Source organism: Micromonospora sp. DT47 (genome assembly GCF_049844475.1).
GTDB lineage: Bacteria > Actinomycetota > Actinomycetes > Mycobacteriales > Micromonosporaceae > Micromonospora.
The window spans coordinates 68,846-87,593 of record NZ_JBNCLC010000008.1; the positions used below are offsets into that span (position 1 = coordinate 68,846).

Genomic DNA, 18,748 nt, shown 5'->3' on the forward strand with positions numbered 1-18,748 from the left:
GCCGGCCTCCCCGGTGCAGGATGGTGCCCACCCCCGCACCACCTCCGAGGAGTCCCGCCGTGGGCGCACCCCCCACCCCCGCCGCCGACCGGGCGATCGCCCGGCCCCGCCGCCGGCCGCTCGCCGACCGGGCGCTGGCCCGGCCCCGCCGCCGGCCGCTCGCCGCCCTGGCCGCGCTCGTCGCGCTGCTCGCGGTCGGCGCCGCCATGCTGGTCGACCTCTCCACCCCGGCGCCGCGCCCGGCGGACGCCCCGGCCGACGAGTTCAGCGCCGGCCGGGCGTACCGGACCGTGCAGACCATCGCGGCCCGGCCGCACGTGGCCGGCAGCGCCGCCAACGACCAGGTACGCGAGCACCTGGTCGGCGTGCTGAGCGGGCTGGGCCTGGAGACCGAGGTGCAGGACACCGTCGCCCCGGAGGCCGGTCAGCTGAGTGGGGCCGCCGGCGGGGCGACCCTGGCCCGGGTCCGCAACGTGGTGGCCCGGCTGCCCGGTACCGCCTCGACCGGGCGGGTCTTCCTGGTGGCGCACTACGACTCGGTGCAGTCCGGGCCGGGTGGCAACGACGACGCCGCCGGCACCTCCACCATCGTGGAGGTGGCCCGGGCGCTGGCGGCCGGCCCCCGACCGCGCAACGACATCGTCTTCGTGCTGACCGACGCCGAGGAGGCGTGCCTCTGCGGCGCCTCGGCGTTCGCGTCGAGCCACCCGCTCGCCGCGGACGGCGGGGTGGTGCTCAACCTGGAGGCGCGCGGCGCGACCGGCCCGGTGATCATGTTCGAGACGTCCCGGAACAACGCGAAGCTGGTGGACGTCTTCGGTCGGGCCGCCCCGCACCCGGTGGGCACCTCGTTCGCGGTGGAGATCTACCGGGCGCTGCCCAACGACACCGACTTCACCGCGTTCCTCGACGAGGACTTCGTCGGGTTGAACTCGGCGTACATCGACGGGGGCGCGATCTACCACACCCCGCTGGACACGCCGGAGGCGATGGACCGGGGCAGCCTCCAGCAGCACGGCGACAACGCGCTCGGGCTGGCCCGCGAGTTCGGCCGTACCGACCTGGCGGCGCTGCGCTCCGGCCACGACGCCACCTACTTTCCGGTGCCCGGCGGCCTGGTCCGGTACCCCGGCTGGCTGACCTGGCCACTGGCCGCGGCGGCCCTGGTCGCGGTGCTGGCGCTGGCCTGGCTGGCCCGCCGCCGGGGTCGGGCCGGCACCGGGCGGCTGGCGGCCGGGTTCGGGCTGGCGCTGGTGCCGATCGTGCTCGCCCCGCTCGCCGCGCAGCTGCTCTGGGCCGGGATCACCGCGCTGCGCCCCGGCTATGCCGAGCTGCTCGACCCGTACCGGCCGACCTGGTTCCGGCTCGCCGTGGTGGCGCTCGCCGCCGCGATCCTCTTCGCCTGGTACGCGCTGACCCGCCGCTGGGCCGGTCCGGCGGCGCTGGCGATCGGCGGGCTGGGCTGGCTGGCCGTACTAGGGGTGGTGCTGGCCGCGCTGGTGCCCGGCGGGTCGTACCTGGCCACCCTGCCGGCGCTGACCGGCGCGCTCGCCGGCCTGCTCGCGCTCGGCACCCGGATCGACGGCCCGTGGCCGGTGCTGGCGGTGACCCTGGCCGGCGCGGTGGCCGTGGTGATCCTGCTGCCGACGGTCGTGCTGCTCTTCCCGGCGCTGGGCATGGCGATGGGCGGCGTCGCGGCGCTCTTCGCGGTGCTGCTCGGCCTGGCCGCACTTCCGGTGGTCGACCTGCTGCACCCGGCCGCCGGCGGGCAGCGCGGCTTGGTGGCCCTCCGCGCGCGCCGACTGGGCGCGCTGCCGGCCGTCGCCGCCGGGCTCGCGGCGGTGGTGCTCGCCGGAGTCGGGCTCCGCGTCGACCGTTTCGACGCCGCCCACCCGGTACCCACCCACCTGATGTACGCCCTAGACGCCGACAACGGTGAGGCCGAGTGGCTGAGTCACGAGGAGGAGCCCCAGCCCTGGACCCGGCCGTACGTCCAGGAGAAGGGCTCCGTCGCCTGGTTCTTCCCGACCCTGGGCGACGAGCGGATCTTCTACGGTCAGGCCACGGCGGCGAACCTGCCCGCACCGAAGCTGGAGGTGCTCGCCGACACCACCACGGGCGGCGAGCGCACCCTGCGGGTCCGGCTGACCCCGCAGCGGACGGTCCGCCTCGCCTCGCTGCACGTCGAGGCCGACTCGGCGACGGTCAAGCAGGCGGTCGCCGCCGGGCAGCCGTTGCCGATCGCCCCGCAGGTGCCCGGCAGTCGCTGGGGCTTCGGCCTGGTCTTCCACGCCCCGCCGCCGGAGGGCGTGGAGATCACGCTGACCCTGGTGCCCAGGACGGCCAAGGTGGTGCTGCGGGCGATGGACGCCAGCGACGGCCTGGACGCGCTACCCGGTTTCCGCCCCCGCCCGCCGGATGTCGGCGTGGCCGGCTCGCACAGCTCGGAGATGCTCGCGGTCGCCCGCACCTACCCGCTCTAGCCGACGGCCGGGAGTCGCCCCGCTGCGGCTCCGGCCGCTGCCAGGTGGCGACGGGCGGCAGCCGGGTGGCACCAGGCGACGGCCGGGTCCACTGCGGGGCCACGACCAGCGCGTGTTCCCGTGGTCGCTGTCGGGGTCACGCCGATCATCGGTGGTCAACGATGGCCACCCTTGGTTCGCCTTTGACGGCCTGGGGACGGCCTGATCATGCCAGCGACCTGCTGCCTCAGAACTGGGTACGGCCCGCCGGTATCCCTTCGTCCCGAACTCCTGGCGGCGGCTTCTCGTGCGGTTTCGGAATCACCGCGCCCAGCGCGGCGGACGGTACGGTGGCCACGACCGTGCCGACCGTGAGGTCGCCACCAACGCGAAGATTGCCTCAGCGGGGACAATGGAAGCCGACGAGGGAGGTTGGCGATGGGTGAGGATCGAGGGCATACCGAGCGGTCGACGGACGAGGAGTTCGCCCGCCTGCGGCACGTCAGGTTCGGCGAGCTGCCAGCCCGAGTCGCGCCGGCGGAGGACCTGGTCGAGACCGTAGACACAGAACCCCCGCACGAGGAGCCGGAGCAGCCTCCGGTGCGCCGGGAGTGGGGGGCGTAGGAGCTGCAGCGAGCACGAATCGCGGAACGGGACGACCCCCGCCGGGGGGAGCCGGACAGACCGCGCCGCCTCGTGTCGATTGTTGCCAGCCTGCGTGGTCGAGCAGCCGACGCTCGACGTCCTCTGCTGCCTCGTAGCCACAGATGGTCGGCATCTGACGGCCCGGCGACGGCCCAAACGGCCCAGACGGCGGCCCGGGACGGGACCCTCGGTCGCAACGTCATTTCGAACGGTGCCTTGCGTCGCCCTGACGGTCGGGCTCCATACGTGGCGGAGGCTCCCCTGGAAAGCGCGGCACCCCACCGGCGATCTCCACAACGGCTCTCAGGCGTCACCCTGTTCGCTGTTCTCTCTTACCGCTGCCGCACAGCTCAGCAGAGACTGAGCCAGCGCCTCTGCCCGGTCGGCCGATAACCACAACGAGCCGTGTGGCACGTCGTCATCGGGACCGGCGAGCCCCTCCGTGAGAGTCTCCGCCGGCACTTCGACATCAAGCCGAACGAAGTGACGCCCTCTGCTGTAGTCGACAAAGGCATCCAGGTACCGGTCATCGTCGAAGGTCACCGCAGCATGGTGCCACGGCAGCTCTGCCCACCTCACCGCCGCGACCTTGGCCTCTTCGTCCCGAACGCGGCTGCGGTGCGTCGTCTGCTGCCATCCGCTGTCATCCCGTACCTCTTAGCTCGGCTACGACCCCGCCTGCTGTCGTGGCGCGTCTCCCGCAGGCGACGCGTTCGCTGCCTGCTTCCGGTAGTGGTCGAGGCGCGCGCGTCCTGGCCCTGAACCTATGGATTGCCGGCGAGGCGGTCGCTCAAGGCTGGGTCAGCAGGTCAAGGGCCTGTACTTCCGTGCTGAACGGCTACCCAGGTGCCTGGGCTACGGAGTTGCCCAGACATGCGGCGGCACTGGACCGACCATGCTCGCGCACCTGCTCTCTCAGGTTTCGATGCGCTATTGCGGGTGGTCGGTCAAGAACCTCGACGCGGTCTGTGACACCCTGCGCGACATCGACTTCGCGGGCGTTACGGGTTGGGCGCTGGTCATCCGCGAGTTCGACGAACCCTTCAATGCCGATCCGTCGTGGGCGCGGACGCTCGCCGACGTCATCGCCCAGGTCTCATATGAGCATCTGCTCATGGGCAATAGGTTCCTCGCGCTGTTGCATACCCGAGACTGCAACGTCGCGCTCGGCCGGCTCGGCGGCCACGAACACTGGTGGCGCGAGCTCGGCAGTAGTTCGTAGAGACTCACGGTCAGCTTGGGAAGTGCCTTGCCGTCCGAGCTCACAGAACCGTACCGGTCGGCAGTAGTGCCGTGCGGCCGGCTGTCGGCTCCGCCTGAAAACTGACCACGTGGTTCCGGCTGAATCGGGACCATCTGCGGCCGTTGTTCCGCCGGCCGGACCCGGCGCAGCGCACGGAGGCTGTGCACCCGCCGGGCCCGGCGCCCACAACCGGTACACGCCACACGGCGGGCTCGCGCTCGCGCCCAAATCCGCAGACCAGCCGCACACCGTTCCACTCGCTCAACCACGACAGGCGCCAGATGAGGCAGGACCGCAACAAGGTCAGCCGATTGCACGACGCGCCCTACACAGTGGACCCGGCACCCCGATCCGGGTCAGTCCCGATCACGGAAAGTGGGCCAGATCCAGATCCAGTTTTCACCCGTTGTCGACAGTGCGGACGGTTCCCCGAGGTAGCCGGCACGTACGGATGCGGGCGGATGAGGCGCACAGAGCTTACAAGCGAGGGTTCGAACCGGGCTCCGGCACCGCCCTCCGCGCGGTTACTAGAAGGCGCGGACGACGGTGATGTGACGTTGGAGCAGTTGTCCGCCCAGCTGGTTGGTCATCCACCATCCAGGCCGGACGGATGTAACCCTTTGCACGATGCCGACGCTGCTGCTGATGAGCCGGACAAGATCCGCTCGACCATAGTCCGACAGACAAGAGGACCGTATGCATCGCATCCCCACACGCCCGGTCAGAGCCGCGGCCGCCCTTCTCACCCTGGGTCTCGGCGCCACCCTCGCGGCACCCGCGAACCCCGCCAACGCCGCTCCGCGACGGGCCGACCTCGCGGTCACCGTCACCGCCGACCAGACGGAGATCTCCACGGTGGGCGGCCGAGCGGACGTCACCATCGACGTACGCAACGTCGGCACCGGCACGGCCAACGGCGCCACCGTCGCCATCTCCCGACCCGACGGCACTGGTTACAGCGGCTGGGGCGAAAATCCGTCCCCACCCGGCTGGAACTGCGACTTCGGCACCGAGTGGACCTGCACGACGGAGCCGTTGGCCGTCGGCGCGGTCGCCGAGCCGCTGCTGCTGCGCCTCTCCCTCCCAGCCGGGCAGGCCGGCGAGACTGCGATGGTCGGCGCGGTGGCGACCACTTCCAGCCAGGAGCCCCTGCTCGATAACAACAGCGGCCAGGTCGCCCTGCGCTACGTCGCGCCGGACCTGGCGATCAGCATGACGGCGAAGCCCACACAGGTGATCGTCGGAGGCCAGGTCACCTACTGGATCGACGTCCGCAACCTCGGCGCGGCGACCGACGGCGTCAAGGTAGAACTCTTCGTCCCGGCCGGCATGCGGGGCGTCTCCTACAGCGGCCCATACGGCTGGGGCTGCAGCCTGGGCACGGACACGGTGACCAACATCCAGTCGTACTTGTGCCTGCACAACGCGGTGCCGGCCGGTGGCAGCGCCGAGCCGCTCACCCTGACCCTGCAGGTGGAGAACGCCGCGGCGGGTGACACCCTCACCGCCACGTCCACCGCGGCCGACGAGTCCGGCGCGGAGCAGGTGACGACGAACAACAGGGCGACCGCGCCGATCACCGTCGTCGAGGCCGGTCACCTCAGCGGTGCGATCTGGGGGGACGGCGACCGGGACGGGATCCGCGACGACTTCGACTCGGGCAGCTACATGCTGGCCGAATGGGTCACCATCCTGCCGCAGGACCCGGCGGACGGAGATCCGCAGGAGATCCCGGTGTCGCTGCCGTACGACGGGGACTACCGGGTCGCGCTGAAGCCCGGCCGGTACGTGCTCGAAGTGGCCGTCGACAAGGGCGAACTGAAGGACTTCAGCCCGCCGAACGTCGGCGACGACGCGACCGACTCGGACGTGATCGCCACCGAAGACACCAACTCGTACTACCGGATCGCCCGGAGTGCGGTGGTCGAGGTGACCGCGGGCGGCGAGACAGTGGTCGACGCGGGCGTCGTCAGCCCCTGACCGGATGACGTGGTGGGGCGGGCCATCTCCACCGGGGCCCCACCACGTCGTTCCTAGCGCCCCGGCGGTCGGTCCGCCCCTCAGCCCCGCAGGTGCATCTGGCCGATGCGGGTCCTGTTGCCGAGCGGGTCGCGGATGCCAAAGTCGATCCCGTACGGGCGCTCGGGCGGCTCGCGGGTGACATCGAGAGGACCAGCAGCGGCCGACGGAAGGCGTTTCGGCAGGTCAGAAGCCATGCCGGGGATAGCGTGGGAGGTCGGGAGGCCGGGGCTCTTACTTCCAGCGGAAATGCACGAATCGGAGAAGACCACGACGTTGACCTGCGACGCAACGCCGACCCAAGATCGCGGGAACAGATCGGGCACAACTCGGCTCATCACCGGGTCACCAGCCGAGCGCCGGACTGCTGGCATAGGGCCGCGTCAACCAGGTTCCGCGTCCGATCGATCGCCTCCGGCCACTCCCCCGCGTACGTGTTCAGCGTGATCGGCGTCGCATGCCCCAGCGCCATCTGAACCGTCTTCACGCTCGCCCCGCCGTGGATCAACAGCGTGGCGAAGTAGTGGCGCAATGCCCGGTGACCATCTACCTCGTCGACATCGAGCGGCGCACAGGCCGGTGTGGTTCAGTCAGTCGCGCTGCCGGTCTACGAGCATTCCTTGCGTCGCCGTAGCGTTGTCGGACCCCTCGTCGATGGAGGAACCCCATGGCTGCCAACTCACTCGCCGACTCCAGCGCGGGAGCGGTCGTTTTCATGCTCATCTTCGGCCTGCTCTTAGCGCTGTGGCCGATCGCCATCATCACCAACTTCCGGCGCTACCGTGATTCTCACGCGCGTCGCTCGATCGCGACGGGCCGCCGGTTCAATCCGGGGGTGAAGTTCTTCGGTGAGCCAGACCCCGACCACGAGCGTGCCTTCTCGCGCGTCATGCAGTACATCGTGGCCGGGGTCTTTTTGGTAGCCGCAGTGGCTGTCGTCGGGGCGGCATCAGCTGATCTCGTTCGGCGGATGACCGGGGGATAGTGCCGAGAGTTCGGCGCTCATCGAACGCCTGTGCTGACTCGGCCGACTGCCGGGTGTCGGGCTCCACTTACGTTACGCATCTGTTCCAGTTGATGGGTGACAGTTCGTCGGCCGACGGGTGCCAGGTCGTCACACCGCGTGACGGATCCGCCGCCTGCTACCGGTCGACGGACAAGTGCGCGCCAGGGACGCGCGGACAGCGGCAGATCCGTACATCTGATCTTGTCCGGCCACGGCAGAGGTCTGCTGACCGCCATGAAACGCCTGGTATCCCGGCGCTACTGGCGAGAGCTGTGGCCCTACACGGCAGTGACGTTCCGAAGCAGGCGAGCCGGCTACGACATCGAGATGCACATCGAGCCAAGATATGAGGTCGTTCGGCTACGGTTGCGGACGGTTCCCGATGGAGCTGAGCTGCTCGACCTGGATCTGCGTGGCGTTCAGGGCGTCCGAGTCGAACGCATCCATGGTCGCGAGTTGCTACGGCTCGACTTCCCGGACGACTCGCCGGCTTCCGCCCTGTGGCTACTGATGAAGCCCGACGTCGCGCTGCACTGGTCGTATGGCCTGGCAAGCTGACGTGGCCGCCCGGAGCGGTATGTCCGGGCGCTCACCGCCCGAGGGCGAAAAGGTCCTCGCCGCTGATCACGAAGCACCCGAACATGCCGCCGAGGACAGCTCGTTGGTGCTTCGTCAGCGGGTTCGCGAAGACCGCAACGCCGACCTCCGCAGCTCGGCACGCTTGCGCGATTTCGCGCGCCTTGCCGGGGCTAATCAGCGTCCGTCGAGAGAACGGTACGTTCATCTTGGCCGCACCGCCGTGCGAGACACCCCGCCGCTGGACGTGCCGGCTCACTACCCGCCCACCATGTGCCTCCACCGAAGCCGCCAGCAGATCGAGCTTCGCGCCGAATCGCTTGCCTGGTCGATGGCGCTGGCCGAGAGGTCGCCACCATCACCGTCGAGGCGAGCCCTGACGGCTACAGCGACCTGATCGCCTGGGCCGTGCAGCAGGCGCCCGGCCCGCGATTGACTTGGGCGGTGGAAGGCTGCCGCTCGCACGGAGCTCAGCGGCACAGCCCACCCGTGGCGGTTCGAGACGCGGCGAGACGCTGGCGGCTGGCGGGTGTGGGCAGCGGACCTGCCGGCATGGTGTGGCATGCACGTGCGGGCAGATATCTGCCGTTGAGCCGGTGACGCTACCGGTCGCGGGAGCATGGCGGATCGGAGAGTGCGGCGTTCAGGGCCACCTCCACCTCGGCCAGCGGCAGCTTCCTGGCCGGCGGGGCACCCTCCGTCGTGGCCGCGTGGATCGCGACGGACCGGTCCGGTGGGGTGGTGTAGATCCGCTGCACCAGCTCTCGGGGGGGGCCGGGCATCGCCGGGTCAGGCGTCGACCCGGGTACCCGATTCGAGCCGGCGGTACTCCCCCTCGTAGAGCCGGCTGAAGTTGCCGTTCAGCACGCCCAGCCCGTTGTCGTTGAGATACCCGTCGTGCAGCGCGTACGCCCGGCGCGGGCCAACCGCCCGGAGGAAGTCCAGCGACTCGGAGAACTTCGTCCACGGGGCGTGGATGGGCAGGAAGAGGGTGTCGATCTGGATGTCCTCCGGCACGACGAGCGAGTCGCCGGGGTGGTAGACCCGGTCGTCGACCAGGTACGCCAGGTTGTCCACCACCGGGATGTCGGGGTGGATCACGGCGTGTCGCCCGCCGTAGGCGCGGACCGGGATGCCGGCGGCGGTGAACCTCGAGCCCAGCTCCACCGGCTCGAGCAGGTCGGCCAGGCCGTCCAGAGTGGAGGCCAGCGACGCCGGCCCGTGCAGGGTGAACGGGCGCCGCTCGTGCTGGGCGGTCAGCGCCTCGACGTGCACGTGGTCGGGGTGCTCGTGGGTGATCAGCACGGCGTCCACGCCGTCCAGTGCGTCCCGCTCGCTGACCACTCCCGGGTCGATGACCAGCACTCCCCCGTCGTGCTCGATGCGTACGCAGGAATGGCCGTACTTGGTCAGGCGCATTCGTGACTCCTCGATTATCGAATCGTGACGTCCTCAGCGCAGTCTGCCGGAACGGGCGCGGCACCGCGCCTCGTCTGACCGATCGCCACCCAGATGTCCCGCCGGCCCGTGCCCCCATTCCATCGGCGATCACACACCGCCACCCGAAGCGGCTTAATCAAAACACGCGTTCGAATCGGCCGGCTGCCGGCGATGCCGGCGAACTGGTTCAAACTTTCTGTACGTCTTCAAGGCGGCCCGAGACGGGCCGCACGCGCCGCCGCCTGGGCGCGCGCCGCCGCCGCTGCCGCTGGCGCTCTGCGGCGTCACGCCTGATGCCCGGCGGCTGGCGCGGAGAGCGGGAAGCGGAGGGCCGCCGCAGAACGACAGCGCCGCGGCTGCTTGGGGTTCGTTTCATGCCGTGGGGGGCGGGGCTCGGCGGCCTTCTCTCGAAGGAACTGCTGCATCCCGGTCGGGAAGCCGAACCCGAGGCGCCGCTCGTTCGCGGCCAGATGTCGGGGGCGGTGCGCTGGGCTGTCGTGTATGCCCGGTGCATGACCTCTACTGGCAGTGTCGGTGAGTCGACGTGCTGGAGGAACAGGTCACGGTCGTATTCGGAGAGGCTGTTCCACCACCGATTGAAGTCGGCCACGTCTGAACCGTATCCGGGGGTGAGGCGGGCATCCGCAGCGGCACCTTTGGCGGCCATGCCTGGCGGAACACCGCCCGCGCCATGAGCAGGTGCCACCGCGACGGCCCCGCGGCCTCCGGTCGTTGATTACCTGGTGGGGCGAGCGGCTGTCGACAGCAACGCTGACAGCAACCGACCCGGACGAGCACAGCCGTGGTCGGCACCGTACGGACGGTTGCCCGAGTTGACGGACATGCGCGGATGCGGGCGGACGAGGTGCCCAGAGCTTGTAAGCGAGGCGTCAGGTTCCCGCCGAGCAGCCAAACCGGCGACCATCGGCGGACGATCGCGGACCGTGGCACGGGTGAGGTGGACAGGTGCTTGGGCCGGTCCACCTCACCTCATCCTCGCCTGCTTAGGGAATGGTGCCGTCGTGGGTGTCTCCTTCGGCAGCATTCAGGTCTTCCGCGGCGTCTGTTCCGTTCCCGCCGCTGAAGTAGTCCGCGCCGGCGTCGCCGAAGAGCATGTCGTCGCCGTTGGCGCCGTACATCGTGTCGTCACCGCCGTTGCCCCCAAGGCTTTCGTTGCCGTTCCCGCCGCACAACAGGTCGTTTCCGTCCCGGCCGCCGATGGTGTCGTCTCCGTTCTTGCCAAAGATCATATCGGGGTGCGCGGTACCGCCGATCTTTTCCGCTTGGGGGCGCCCAGCAATGACGTTGACGTTGACGGGGGCGCTGGTGTTGGTGCCATCGTTGACCTGCAAAGTCACGACCGCGCTTCCGGTCTGGGATGCCACCGTGGCTACCGACAGGGTGCGGTCAGCGCCCGAACCACCGAGGGTGATGTTGGCGTCCGGAACCAGTACCTGGTTCGACGAGGTCACAGTCACGACGAGATCCCCGGCTGGGCTTTCCGCATCGCCCACCCTGAGGTTGATGCTGCCGGACGTGCCAGTCACACATCGCCCACCCGCCGCGACGGTGATGGTGGGCGGTGCGTTGGACCCCGTGGTGTTCAACAACACCGAGACACTGTTCCCGGGAGTGTTCGCGGTTGCCACGTCGGGGCGGCCGTCGTTGTTGAAATCTCCGACCGCGACCGAGAGTGGCTGGGCGACGGCGCCGACCGTGAAGTCGGTGCGGTTGGCGAAACCACCAGAACCGTCGTTCAGCAACACCGACACGCTATGCGCGAAATTGTTGGCGGTAGTGAGATCAGAGCTGCCGTCGGTGTTGAAATCCCCCACTGCCACCGACCTCGGGGAAAGGCCGACTGACCAGTCGGTACGGTTGGCGAAACCACCAGAACCGTCGTTCAGAAACACCGAGACAGTGGGCCCGTCAGCGTTGGCGGTTGCCAGGTCGGAGATGCCGTCGGTGTTGAAATCTCCCACCGTCACCGAATTGGGGGCTGCGGGCATCGACAAGTCGGTACGGTTGGCGAAACCACCAGAACCGTCGTTGAACAACACCCGCAATTTACGGTTGGTACTTGTGTCGGTGACTGCCAGATCAGGGCTGCCGTCGGTGTTGAAGTCCCCCACCGCCACAGAAGCCGTACTGCCGCCGATCAACAAGACGGTGTGGTTGGCGAAACCACCAGAGCCGTCGTTCAGCAACACCGACACGGTATGATCCCCAAGGTTGGCGACAGCCAGGTCGGGATTGCCGTCGGTGTTGAAGTCCCCCACCGCCACCAAATTGGGCGCAAAGCCAACCAGCCAGTCGGTGCGGTTGGCGAAATCACCAGAACCGTCGTTGAACAGCACCGACACGGTATTTTCGCAGAAGTTGGCGACAGCCAGGTCCGGGCGGCCGTCCCCGTTGAGATCCCCGACCGCCGCCGAGGCTGGGCAGGCGCCGACATGGAAGTCGGTGCGGTTGATGAATCCACCAAAACCGTCGTTCAACAACACCGACACGGTGCCCGCGTCGAAGTTGGCGACCGCCAGGTCCGGGTGGTTGTCCCCGTTGAGATCCCCCACCGCGACCGAGGCTGGGGTAAGGCCAACCGGGAAGTCGGTCGGCGGATTGAAAGTCACCCCACCCGCTTGTGCCATCGCCACCGACGGCACCACCGCCAACAGGCCAGCGAGAACGGCGGACGCCGCACCCCCAACCATGCCACACCCCAAGCCCTTCCTGAGCATGTCGCACCTTCTTTCCTAACTAGCCAGACGGTGGCCCCGGCCCGAGACCCACCCAGCAAAACTTCCGAATTCAGGCGGGCCTGATCTCGCCCTCTTCGTCAACCATGAAGCTGCCGTTGGGCTGGTCGTCGATGGCGTTGCCGCTCGAGCGACTGCCTCGACAGCTGTGCAGGAGCTTGGCGTGGAGTTCCCGGACGAGGATGGCGCCCCGCGCTCACAGCGCGCTCATAGCAGGCTCAGAACCGATGGCTCGGCACGCCTGAGTAGCCACGCGAGTAGCCAAGCCGCCACACACGGCCGGATCACCCGTACCTCGGCGGAACCATTGAGCAACACTGGGCCGCCCTTTGCCGGCTCATGGCAGTGTGGGGGTCGGTACAGCAGCGAAGTACAGCAACGCTGGCAACCGGAAGCGCCTACACCGAGCCGAGGTAGCCTGCCTGGCCCTCGCACCAGACCGAACCGGGCCGTGTTGCCGCCAGGTTCGGGACGAAGAGGTCGATGGTGCGTCCAGTCGTCCAGCGACTAGGGGAGTCAGCAGAAAGTCAGCGAACGCCGTTATGCGTGACCAACGCCGATGGTCACAGCCGGCATGGCACAGAGGATAAGGCTACAGGGCGACACCCGCTGACGCTGGTCGGCAACGCCGACCAGGTTCCCCCCGGCGGGGGTCGGGAGCGTGGGCCGCCGGGCCGAAGCTGAAGAGACCCGGACGTTGTCCGAACGCAGTGGAGCTGCTGTCGCGTCACGTAGCTTGCTCTCCGTAGCGCCAGCCCGACTACTCCCTGGACCCACCCTGACGGGTCACGCGATCGGGAACGCGGATCAGGTCGTCGTCAACCCCGGGCCGGCGGTGGACCAGCCACCACCCCTGCTCGGTGTCCGGGTCGTAGTGGACGACCACGTCCTGCTCGCTCAGGTTCCGCAGCCAGCCTTCCAGCTTCTTCAGCTGGGCGGCCGGGATCGGCTCGCCGGCTCGGCGGCGGGCCTCGGTGCGCAGCATGTGCAGGATGTGGTGGTAGCGGTGCTCGCGCCGCACCGCCCACGCGACCGTGGTCACGCTCGCCTCCTAGAACAACCCGGCTCTCCCGATCATCCCAGGCCCTCTCGAAAGGCGTGGGCCGGCGGGCAAGCTGCCGACAGCAACGCCGACAGCAACCGCACCGGACGGCGGCGCATCAGTGAGGGCGGGAACGGACGGTACTCCGAGCTAACGACCGTCCCCGGACAAGGACGGACGTGCTGCACAGAGCTTGTAAACGAGGCGTCGGGCAGCAGCGAGGCAGCGAGAAGGCAGCAGGAGCTCTGATCGGGGTCGGTGCCGAACGTCGACCGACGGCAACCCGCACCTGCTCCCCGACACGAGCCGCTACCAGCCCGCAGCAGCCGACAACTTCGGTCCGCATCCCCCCGGCGGGGGTCAGAGCTCCACCTCGGCCTGGCCGCTGTCGGCCCCTGTTGGCTCCCGAGCCGGACGGCGCTCAGCCCTGGGAAGGGCCAGGCCTTAGGAAACATGACCTAGTGCGCCGGGGAGGGAGCCTCGGGGGGCCGGCCGGCGGCGTGGCGGGCGTCGGCGAGGGCGACGGCGAGCAGTACGAGCCCGGCCACGACCGCAGCGAGCAGCGTCGGGACGAAATACAGGGGGATTGCGGCGACCGCCAGGGCGGCGATGGCGACGACGCGGCGGATGGAAAGCCGGTCGAACACGGCGCGTTCCAGACGGATACGGGCGTAGAGGAACAGTGCCGGACCGCCGAGGATCGCGATGAGCCACGCCGGCTCGGGCGGGCCGTCCGGGTGTTTCAGCACGATCTCGAAGCCGACAGCGGTGGCGACGATGCCCAGCACCATGACGACGTGGGCAGTGCCGATGGCGCGGCCAGCGGCGTCCCTGTCCCCCGCCGCAGCGACGGTTTCGGCGAGGACCTGGCCGGAGCGGTAGAAGTAGATGCGCCAGAGCAGCACCGTCGACAGGAACGCCACCACCAGCCCCGCGGCGGTCGCTGCGGTAACCGGCTGGTTGGTCAGCGTGGTACCGGCGGCGAGCAGGGTTTCCCCGAGGGCGATCATCAAGAGCTGCTGGTAGCGTTCGGGCAGGTGGTGGCGGCTGTCCGTGGCCCACGCACTGACCGTCGGCCCGGCCATCCCCGGTACCGGCCAGCGCAGCTGCGCGGCGACGAAGTCAACGATTACCGCGGCCCCCCACAGGGCGGCCCGGGCGCCGCCACTGACGGCCGCGCCGGCGAACCAGATCACCGCCGAGGCCGCGAACCACAGCACCGACCGGAGGTAAAGCTGCCGCAGGGGATGTCCGCGCAGCGCGGGCATCAGGATGAGCGGCCGGCCGCACTGCAGGATCACATACGGCAGCACGAAAGCCCACCCGCGGCCGACGAACGCGCGCGGCAGCGAGGTCGACATGACCAGCAGCCCGAAGGCACTGGCCAGCACGATCCACTGGATCTTGCGGCGGCGGGGGTCAAACCAGCTGGTGATGTGCGCGGTCGTGATCCACAGCCAGATCAGCGGCAGCGACAGCACCGGCAGGAAGGCCATCGCCCGCCACCGGACGACAACGTCTTCGCTGACGATGTCCCGCGCGACCCGGGTGACGACCCCGGCCAGGGCGAACACCAACACCAGGTCGACGAACAGTTCCAGGAAGTTGGCCTGCCGCACGTCCTCGCGACGTTGCAACAGGTCCTGACCCTGTCCACCGCCTTCCCGATCCCCCATACCGCTCATACTCGCCGGGCACAACGCAGGCTGACCGGGGGTTGAACGTCGTACACCCAGTGGGAAGCCACCCACCGGTGACCGCCAACCACTCCTGGCCCGATTAGGAGGCCCCTATCAGGGGACGGCACGTCTAGTCCCACCCTCTCCCGGTTCACCCCCGATACGCCCCCGGACCCTGAGCGACGGCGGGTAGCGGCTGGACTCAGCGGGACCAGACAAGATCGGCCCCTGACCGCATTTCTGCTGATCAGGGGCCGTCTTCGCACCTGGTGGCGGGTAGAGGATTCGAACCTCTGAAGCTTTCGCGACGGATTTACAGTGCGCCCCAAGTCGGCCCGGTAGCGCTGCTCGACCAAGGGCCGGCCGCGGAAGCCGGCAAGTTCGTCATGATCACGTGGCACAGATCCGGCACAACTGAGCACGAGTAGCAGCGGAAGATGCCGGAAACCGACGGAAGCCGTTTCGGCAGGTCAGGAGCCATCTCGGGGGAAGCGTGGGAGGTCGGGAAAGCCGGGGCTATTACTTCCAGCGGAAGTGGACGAAGAGGCGGCCGAAGTTCTTCGAGTCCTTCTCCACCCGGTGGTAGAGCTGCTTGACGTCCTTCTGGTCGAGGAACCGCAGCACCCGCTTCTTGAGCTGACCGGACCCCTTGCCAGGGATGATCTCCACGAGGGTGGCCTTCTTGGCCACCGCCTCGTCCATGATCCCGCGCAGCGCCCGGTCGATGTCGTGGCCCTTGTTGAAGACGTCGTGCAGGTCCAGCTTCAGCTTCATGCCGCGTCCACCGCCAGGTCAGGTCCCATGCCCGCAATGCTAGGCCGGCCGCCGGGCCCCGGACACGCGTCGGGGCAGCCCTTCCCGAGCTGCCCCGACCGTCCCATCCGTCCCGTCCGCCGCTGCCGTCAGCGGCCCGCGCTGAGCCGGCTCTCCACCCGGCGCAGCGCGGTCACGTAGTCGTCGTTGGTGGCGTGCATCGCCGCCGCGATCCGCAGGTGCCGCAGCGCGTCCGGGTAGCGGTTCAGCCGCTCCAGCGTCCGGCCCAGCACGTGGTGGGCGTAGTGGTCGCTCGGGTCCCGGTCGACCAACTCCCGCAACTGCTCCTCCGCCCGGCTGAGCTGGGCGGACTTGAAGTACGCCCGGGCCAGCAGCTGGCGTACCGAGGAGTTGCCGGGCTCGGCCTCGACGATCGGCTCGAGCAGCCGGGCCGCTGCGGTCGGGTCACCCGCTTCGAAGAACATGGTCGCCCGCCGGTACTCCGCCAGAAGATCCATCCCGACCCACCTCCTCGTCTCGCGCCGCCACTGATCCGACGCTGGCACAACATCAGCCGTACCGCGAATGTTCCTCGGGGACGGCCACGCCCGGGGACGGCTCAACCGGTCGGGTCGTACCGCTGGGCGGCGAGCTCCCAGGCCCGGACGCCACCCACGATCCCGGCCGTGTTCGGGACGACCACGACGTCGTCCCCCATCCGGGCCACCTGTTCCGGGCGGATCAGCCGCGAGTTGCCACCGCCGAGATAGAGCCGGTCCCAGCGGAACACCGGCCGCAGCCCCTCCACCACCTGCCGGATCCGCCGGGACCAGAATGCGTCACCGAGCCGGCGGCGCTCCGGCTCCCCCACGTACGTGTCGTAGGTGGTGCCCCAGCGCACCGGGGCGTGCGACAGCTCCAGGTGCGGGGCGAGCAGCCCGCCGTCGAAGAGCGCGCTGCCCAGCCCGGTGCCGAGGGTCAGCACCAGCTCGCAGCCGGTGCCGGCGACCACCCCGGCACCGTGCACCTCGGCGTCGTTGAGCACCAGCGCCGGCACGCCGAAGGCGTCGGCGAGGGCGCTGCGGGCGTCGTACCCGGACCACTCGGCGACCAGGTCCGGGTCGACCCGGCTGCGCGGCCCGGAGCGGGTGACGTAGTGCGGGGTGGCCACCACCACGCCGTGCCGGATCATGCCGGGCATCCCGACCGTCACCCGGTCCGCCGCGGGCAGCCGGCCGCCCAGCTCCAGCAGCGTCTTCACGAGGAGCGCCGGCGGCAGCGGGTACGGCGTGGGCACCCGCAACGGCCGGGCCCGCATTGTGCCGGCCCCGTCCAGCACCGAGGCCTTGATCCCGCCGCCGCCGCAGTCGATCGCCAGAGTGGTCACCACGCCGTGAGTCTCTCTCAGCTCCCCGGCGCACGTACGCCGGGTCATCCGATCGGCGACCGGTGCCCGCCCCGGTACGCTCGGCTCCTCATGAGCGCCACGCTGATCGTCAAGGACCTCGCCGCCGGCCACGGTGACCGGCTGCTCTTCTCCGACCTGGAACTGGTGGTCGCCCCCGGCGACGTGGTCGGCCTGGTGGGGGTCAACGGGGCCGGCAAGTCGACGCTGCTGCGTACCCTCGCCGGGATCCAGCCGGTCGAGCTGGGCAGCGTCTCGCTCAACCCGCCCACCGCCACCGTCGGCTACCTTCCGCAGGAGCCGGAGCGCCGGCCGGGCGAGACGGTCCGCGACTTCCTGGCCCGGCGTACCGGGGTCACCGCGGCGCAGGCGGCGTTGGACGCCGCCACCGAGGCGCTCGGCACGGGCGCGGCCGGTGCCGACGACGCGTACGCCGAGGCGCTGGAGCGCTGGCTCGGTCTGGGCGGCGCGGACCTGGAGGAACGCGCGGAGCAGGTGGCCGCGGAGCTGGGGCTGACGGTCGACCTGGACCACCCGATGACCGGCCTCTCCGGCGGCCAGGCCGCCCGGGCCGGGCTGGCCTCGCTGCTGCTCAGCCGGTACGACGTCTTCCTGCTCGACGAGCCCACCAACGACCTGGACCTGGCCGGCCTGGAACGGCTGGAGCGGTTCGTCACCGGGCTGCGCGCCGGCACGGTGCTGGTCAGCCACGACCGCGAGTTCCTCACCCGCACGGTGACCCGGGTGCTGGAGCTGGACCTGGCCCAGCAGCAGGTCCGGCACTACGGCGGCGGCTACGCCGCCTACCTGGAGGAGCGGGAGGTGGCCCGCCGGCACGCCCGCGCCGGCTACGAGGAGTACGCCGACACCCGGGGGGCGCTGGAGGCCCGGGCGCGCACCCAGCGGGCGTGGATGGAGAAGGGCGTGAAGAACGCCCGGCGCAAGGCCACCGACAACGACAAGATCGGCCGCAAGTTCCGCGCCGAGTCGACGGAGAAGCAGGCGGCGAAGGCCAAGCAGACCGAGCGGCTGATCGAGCGGCTGGATGTGGTCGAGGAGCCGCGCAAGGAGTGGGAGCTGCGGATGGAGATCGCCGCCGCGCCCCGCGCCGGCGCGATCGTGGCCTCGCTGCGTGGCGCGGCGGTCCGCCGGGGCGGCTTCACCCTCGGCCCGGTGGACCTCCAGGTCGACTGGGCCGACCGGGTGGCGATCACCGGGGCGAACGGCTCCGGCAAGACCACCCTGCTCGCCGCACTGCTCGGCCGGCTGCCGCTCGACGAGGGGCACGCCGCGCTCGGCCCCGGGGTGGTGGTCGGCGAGGTCGACCAGGCCCGCGGGCTCTTCCTCGGCGACCAGCCGCTGCTGGACGCGTTCGGTGCCGCCGTACCGGAGCTGGCGCCGGCGGACGCGCGGACGCTGCTGGCCAAGTTCGGCCTGCGCGCGGCGCACGTGCTGCGGCCGGCGGCGACGCTGTCGCCCGGCGAGCGGACCCGGGCGGCGCTGGCGCTGTTGCAGGGGCGCGGGGTCAACCTGCTGGTGCTGGACGAGCCGACCAACCACCTCGACCTGCCGGCGATCGAGCAGCTGGAATCGGCGCTGGCCAGCTATCCGGGCACGCTGCTGCTGGTCACCCACGACCGGCGGATGCTGGACGCGGTGACCGTCAACCGGCGGCTGCGGGTCGACGCCGGACGGATCGCCGAGGATTGATCCGTGCCGGCG

The 18,748-nt window shown here is 70.1% G+C and carries 18 protein-coding genes and 1 pseudogene; 7 read left to right on the plus strand and 12 right to left on the minus strand.

The annotated features are described in order from the left end of the window. Window positions 1–59: 59 nt before the first annotated feature. Together ACLQ2U_RS14680 and ACLQ2U_RS14685 are read left to right on the plus strand one after the other, a co-directional pair. Window positions 60–2,483: a M28 family peptidase gene (locus ACLQ2U_RS14680; protein WP_425751182.1), complete on the plus strand. Its 2,424-nt coding sequence runs from the start codon at window positions 60–62 to the stop codon at window positions 2,481–2,483. A 417-nt stretch (window positions 2,484–2,900) separates the two neighbouring features. Continuing rightward, window positions 2,901–3,086: a hypothetical protein gene (locus tag ACLQ2U_RS14685; protein ID WP_425751183.1), complete on the plus strand. Its 186-nt coding sequence runs from the start codon at window positions 2,901–2,903 to the stop codon at window positions 3,084–3,086. Between the two features lie 324 nt (window positions 3,087–3,410). On the opposite strand, the gene ACLQ2U_RS14690 is transcribed toward ACLQ2U_RS14685, so the two are convergent. Continuing rightward, on the minus strand, window positions 3,411–3,650 hold the full coding sequence (locus tag ACLQ2U_RS14690; protein WP_425751184.1) for a hypothetical protein: 240 nt from the start codon (window positions 3,648–3,650) through the stop codon (window positions 3,411–3,413). Window positions 3,651–4,002: 352 nt separating this feature from the next. Here ACLQ2U_RS14690 and ACLQ2U_RS14695 point away from each other — a divergent pair, with 352 nt between their 5' ends. Together ACLQ2U_RS14695 and ACLQ2U_RS14700 are read left to right on the plus strand one after the other, a co-directional pair. Beyond that, complete coding sequence (locus ACLQ2U_RS14695) at window positions 4,003–4,329, plus strand: hypothetical protein (RefSeq protein WP_425751185.1); 327 nt, start codon at window positions 4,003–4,005, stop codon at window positions 4,327–4,329. A gap of 717 nt (window positions 4,330–5,046) precedes the next feature. Then, a complete protein-coding gene (locus ACLQ2U_RS14700) occupies window positions 5,047–6,330 on the plus strand; it encodes a hypothetical protein (protein ID WP_425751186.1) in 1,284 nt (427 codons plus the stop codon). Window positions 6,331–6,410: 80 nt separating this feature from the next. Here the strand turns inward: ACLQ2U_RS14700 and ACLQ2U_RS14705 are convergent, their stop codons facing one another. Beyond that, on the minus strand, window positions 6,411–6,695 hold the full coding sequence (locus ACLQ2U_RS14705) for a hypothetical protein (RefSeq protein ID WP_425751187.1): 285 nt from the start codon (window positions 6,693–6,695) through the stop codon (window positions 6,411–6,413). Window positions 6,696–6,706: 11 nt separating this feature from the next. Further along, a pseudogene (locus tag ACLQ2U_RS14710) lies at window positions 6,707–6,907 on the minus strand (tyrosine-type recombinase/integrase); the annotation flags it as partial. Between the two features lie 129 nt (window positions 6,908–7,036). On the opposite strand from ACLQ2U_RS14710, the gene ACLQ2U_RS14715 reads away from it, so the two are divergent. After that, on the plus strand, window positions 7,037–7,354 hold the full coding sequence (locus tag ACLQ2U_RS14715) for a hypothetical protein (RefSeq protein ID WP_425751188.1): 318 nt from the start codon (window positions 7,037–7,039) through the stop codon (window positions 7,352–7,354). Window positions 7,355–7,609: 255 nt separating this feature from the next. Then, the gene (locus ACLQ2U_RS14720) at window positions 7,610–7,933 is read left to right on the plus strand and encodes a hypothetical protein (protein ID WP_425751189.1); all 324 of its coding nucleotides are present in this window, start codon (window positions 7,610–7,612) and stop codon (window positions 7,931–7,933) included. 31 nt (window positions 7,934–7,964) lie between these two features. On the opposite strand, the gene ACLQ2U_RS14725 is transcribed toward ACLQ2U_RS14720, so the two are convergent. From ACLQ2U_RS14725 to ACLQ2U_RS14765, 9 genes are all read right to left on the minus strand, one after another. Next, complete coding sequence (locus tag ACLQ2U_RS14725; RefSeq protein WP_425751190.1) at window positions 7,965–8,159, minus strand: hypothetical protein; 195 nt, start codon at window positions 8,157–8,159, stop codon at window positions 7,965–7,967. A 394-nt stretch (window positions 8,160–8,553) separates the two neighbouring features. Continuing rightward, complete coding sequence (locus ACLQ2U_RS14730; RefSeq protein ID WP_425751191.1) at window positions 8,554–8,733, minus strand: hypothetical protein; 180 nt, start codon at window positions 8,731–8,733, stop codon at window positions 8,554–8,556. 7 nt (window positions 8,734–8,740) lie between these two features. Continuing rightward, window positions 8,741–9,370, minus strand: a complete 630-nt coding sequence (locus tag ACLQ2U_RS14735; protein ID WP_425751192.1) for an MBL fold metallo-hydrolase — start codon at window positions 9,368–9,370, stop codon at window positions 8,741–8,743. Window positions 9,371–10,395: 1,025 nt separating this feature from the next. Further along, the gene (locus tag ACLQ2U_RS14740; RefSeq protein WP_425751193.1) at window positions 10,396–12,129 is read right to left on the minus strand and encodes an FG-GAP-like repeat-containing protein; all 1,734 of its coding nucleotides are present in this window, start codon (window positions 12,127–12,129) and stop codon (window positions 10,396–10,398) included. Between the two features lie 778 nt (window positions 12,130–12,907). Further along, the gene (locus ACLQ2U_RS14745; protein WP_425751194.1) at window positions 12,908–13,189 is read right to left on the minus strand and encodes a hypothetical protein; all 282 of its coding nucleotides are present in this window, start codon (window positions 13,187–13,189) and stop codon (window positions 12,908–12,910) included. 458 nt (window positions 13,190–13,647) lie between these two features. Then, window positions 13,648–14,874 (minus strand): low temperature requirement protein A, encoded by a 1,227-nt coding sequence (locus ACLQ2U_RS14750; protein ID WP_425751195.1) that lies wholly within the window; start codon window positions 14,872–14,874, stop codon window positions 13,648–13,650. 513 nt (window positions 14,875–15,387) lie between these two features. Next, a complete protein-coding gene (locus tag ACLQ2U_RS14755) occupies window positions 15,388–15,642 on the minus strand; it encodes a Smr/MutS family protein (RefSeq protein WP_425751196.1) in 255 nt (84 codons plus the stop codon). A 128-nt stretch (window positions 15,643–15,770) separates the two neighbouring features. Then, window positions 15,771–16,139, minus strand: coding sequence for a tetratricopeptide repeat protein (locus ACLQ2U_RS14760; protein WP_425751197.1), 369 nt, complete (start codon window positions 16,137–16,139; stop codon window positions 15,771–15,773). A gap of 101 nt (window positions 16,140–16,240) precedes the next feature. Then, entirely contained in the window at window positions 16,241–17,011 is a 771-nt protein-coding gene (locus tag ACLQ2U_RS14765) for an ROK family protein (protein WP_425751198.1), read from the minus strand. A gap of 87 nt (window positions 17,012–17,098) precedes the next feature. On the opposite strand from ACLQ2U_RS14765, the gene ACLQ2U_RS14770 reads away from it, so the two are divergent. After that, window positions 17,099–18,736: an ABC-F family ATP-binding cassette domain-containing protein gene (locus tag ACLQ2U_RS14770; RefSeq protein WP_425751199.1), complete on the plus strand. Its 1,638-nt coding sequence runs from the start codon at window positions 17,099–17,101 to the stop codon at window positions 18,734–18,736. Window positions 18,737–18,748 lie beyond the last annotated feature (12 nt).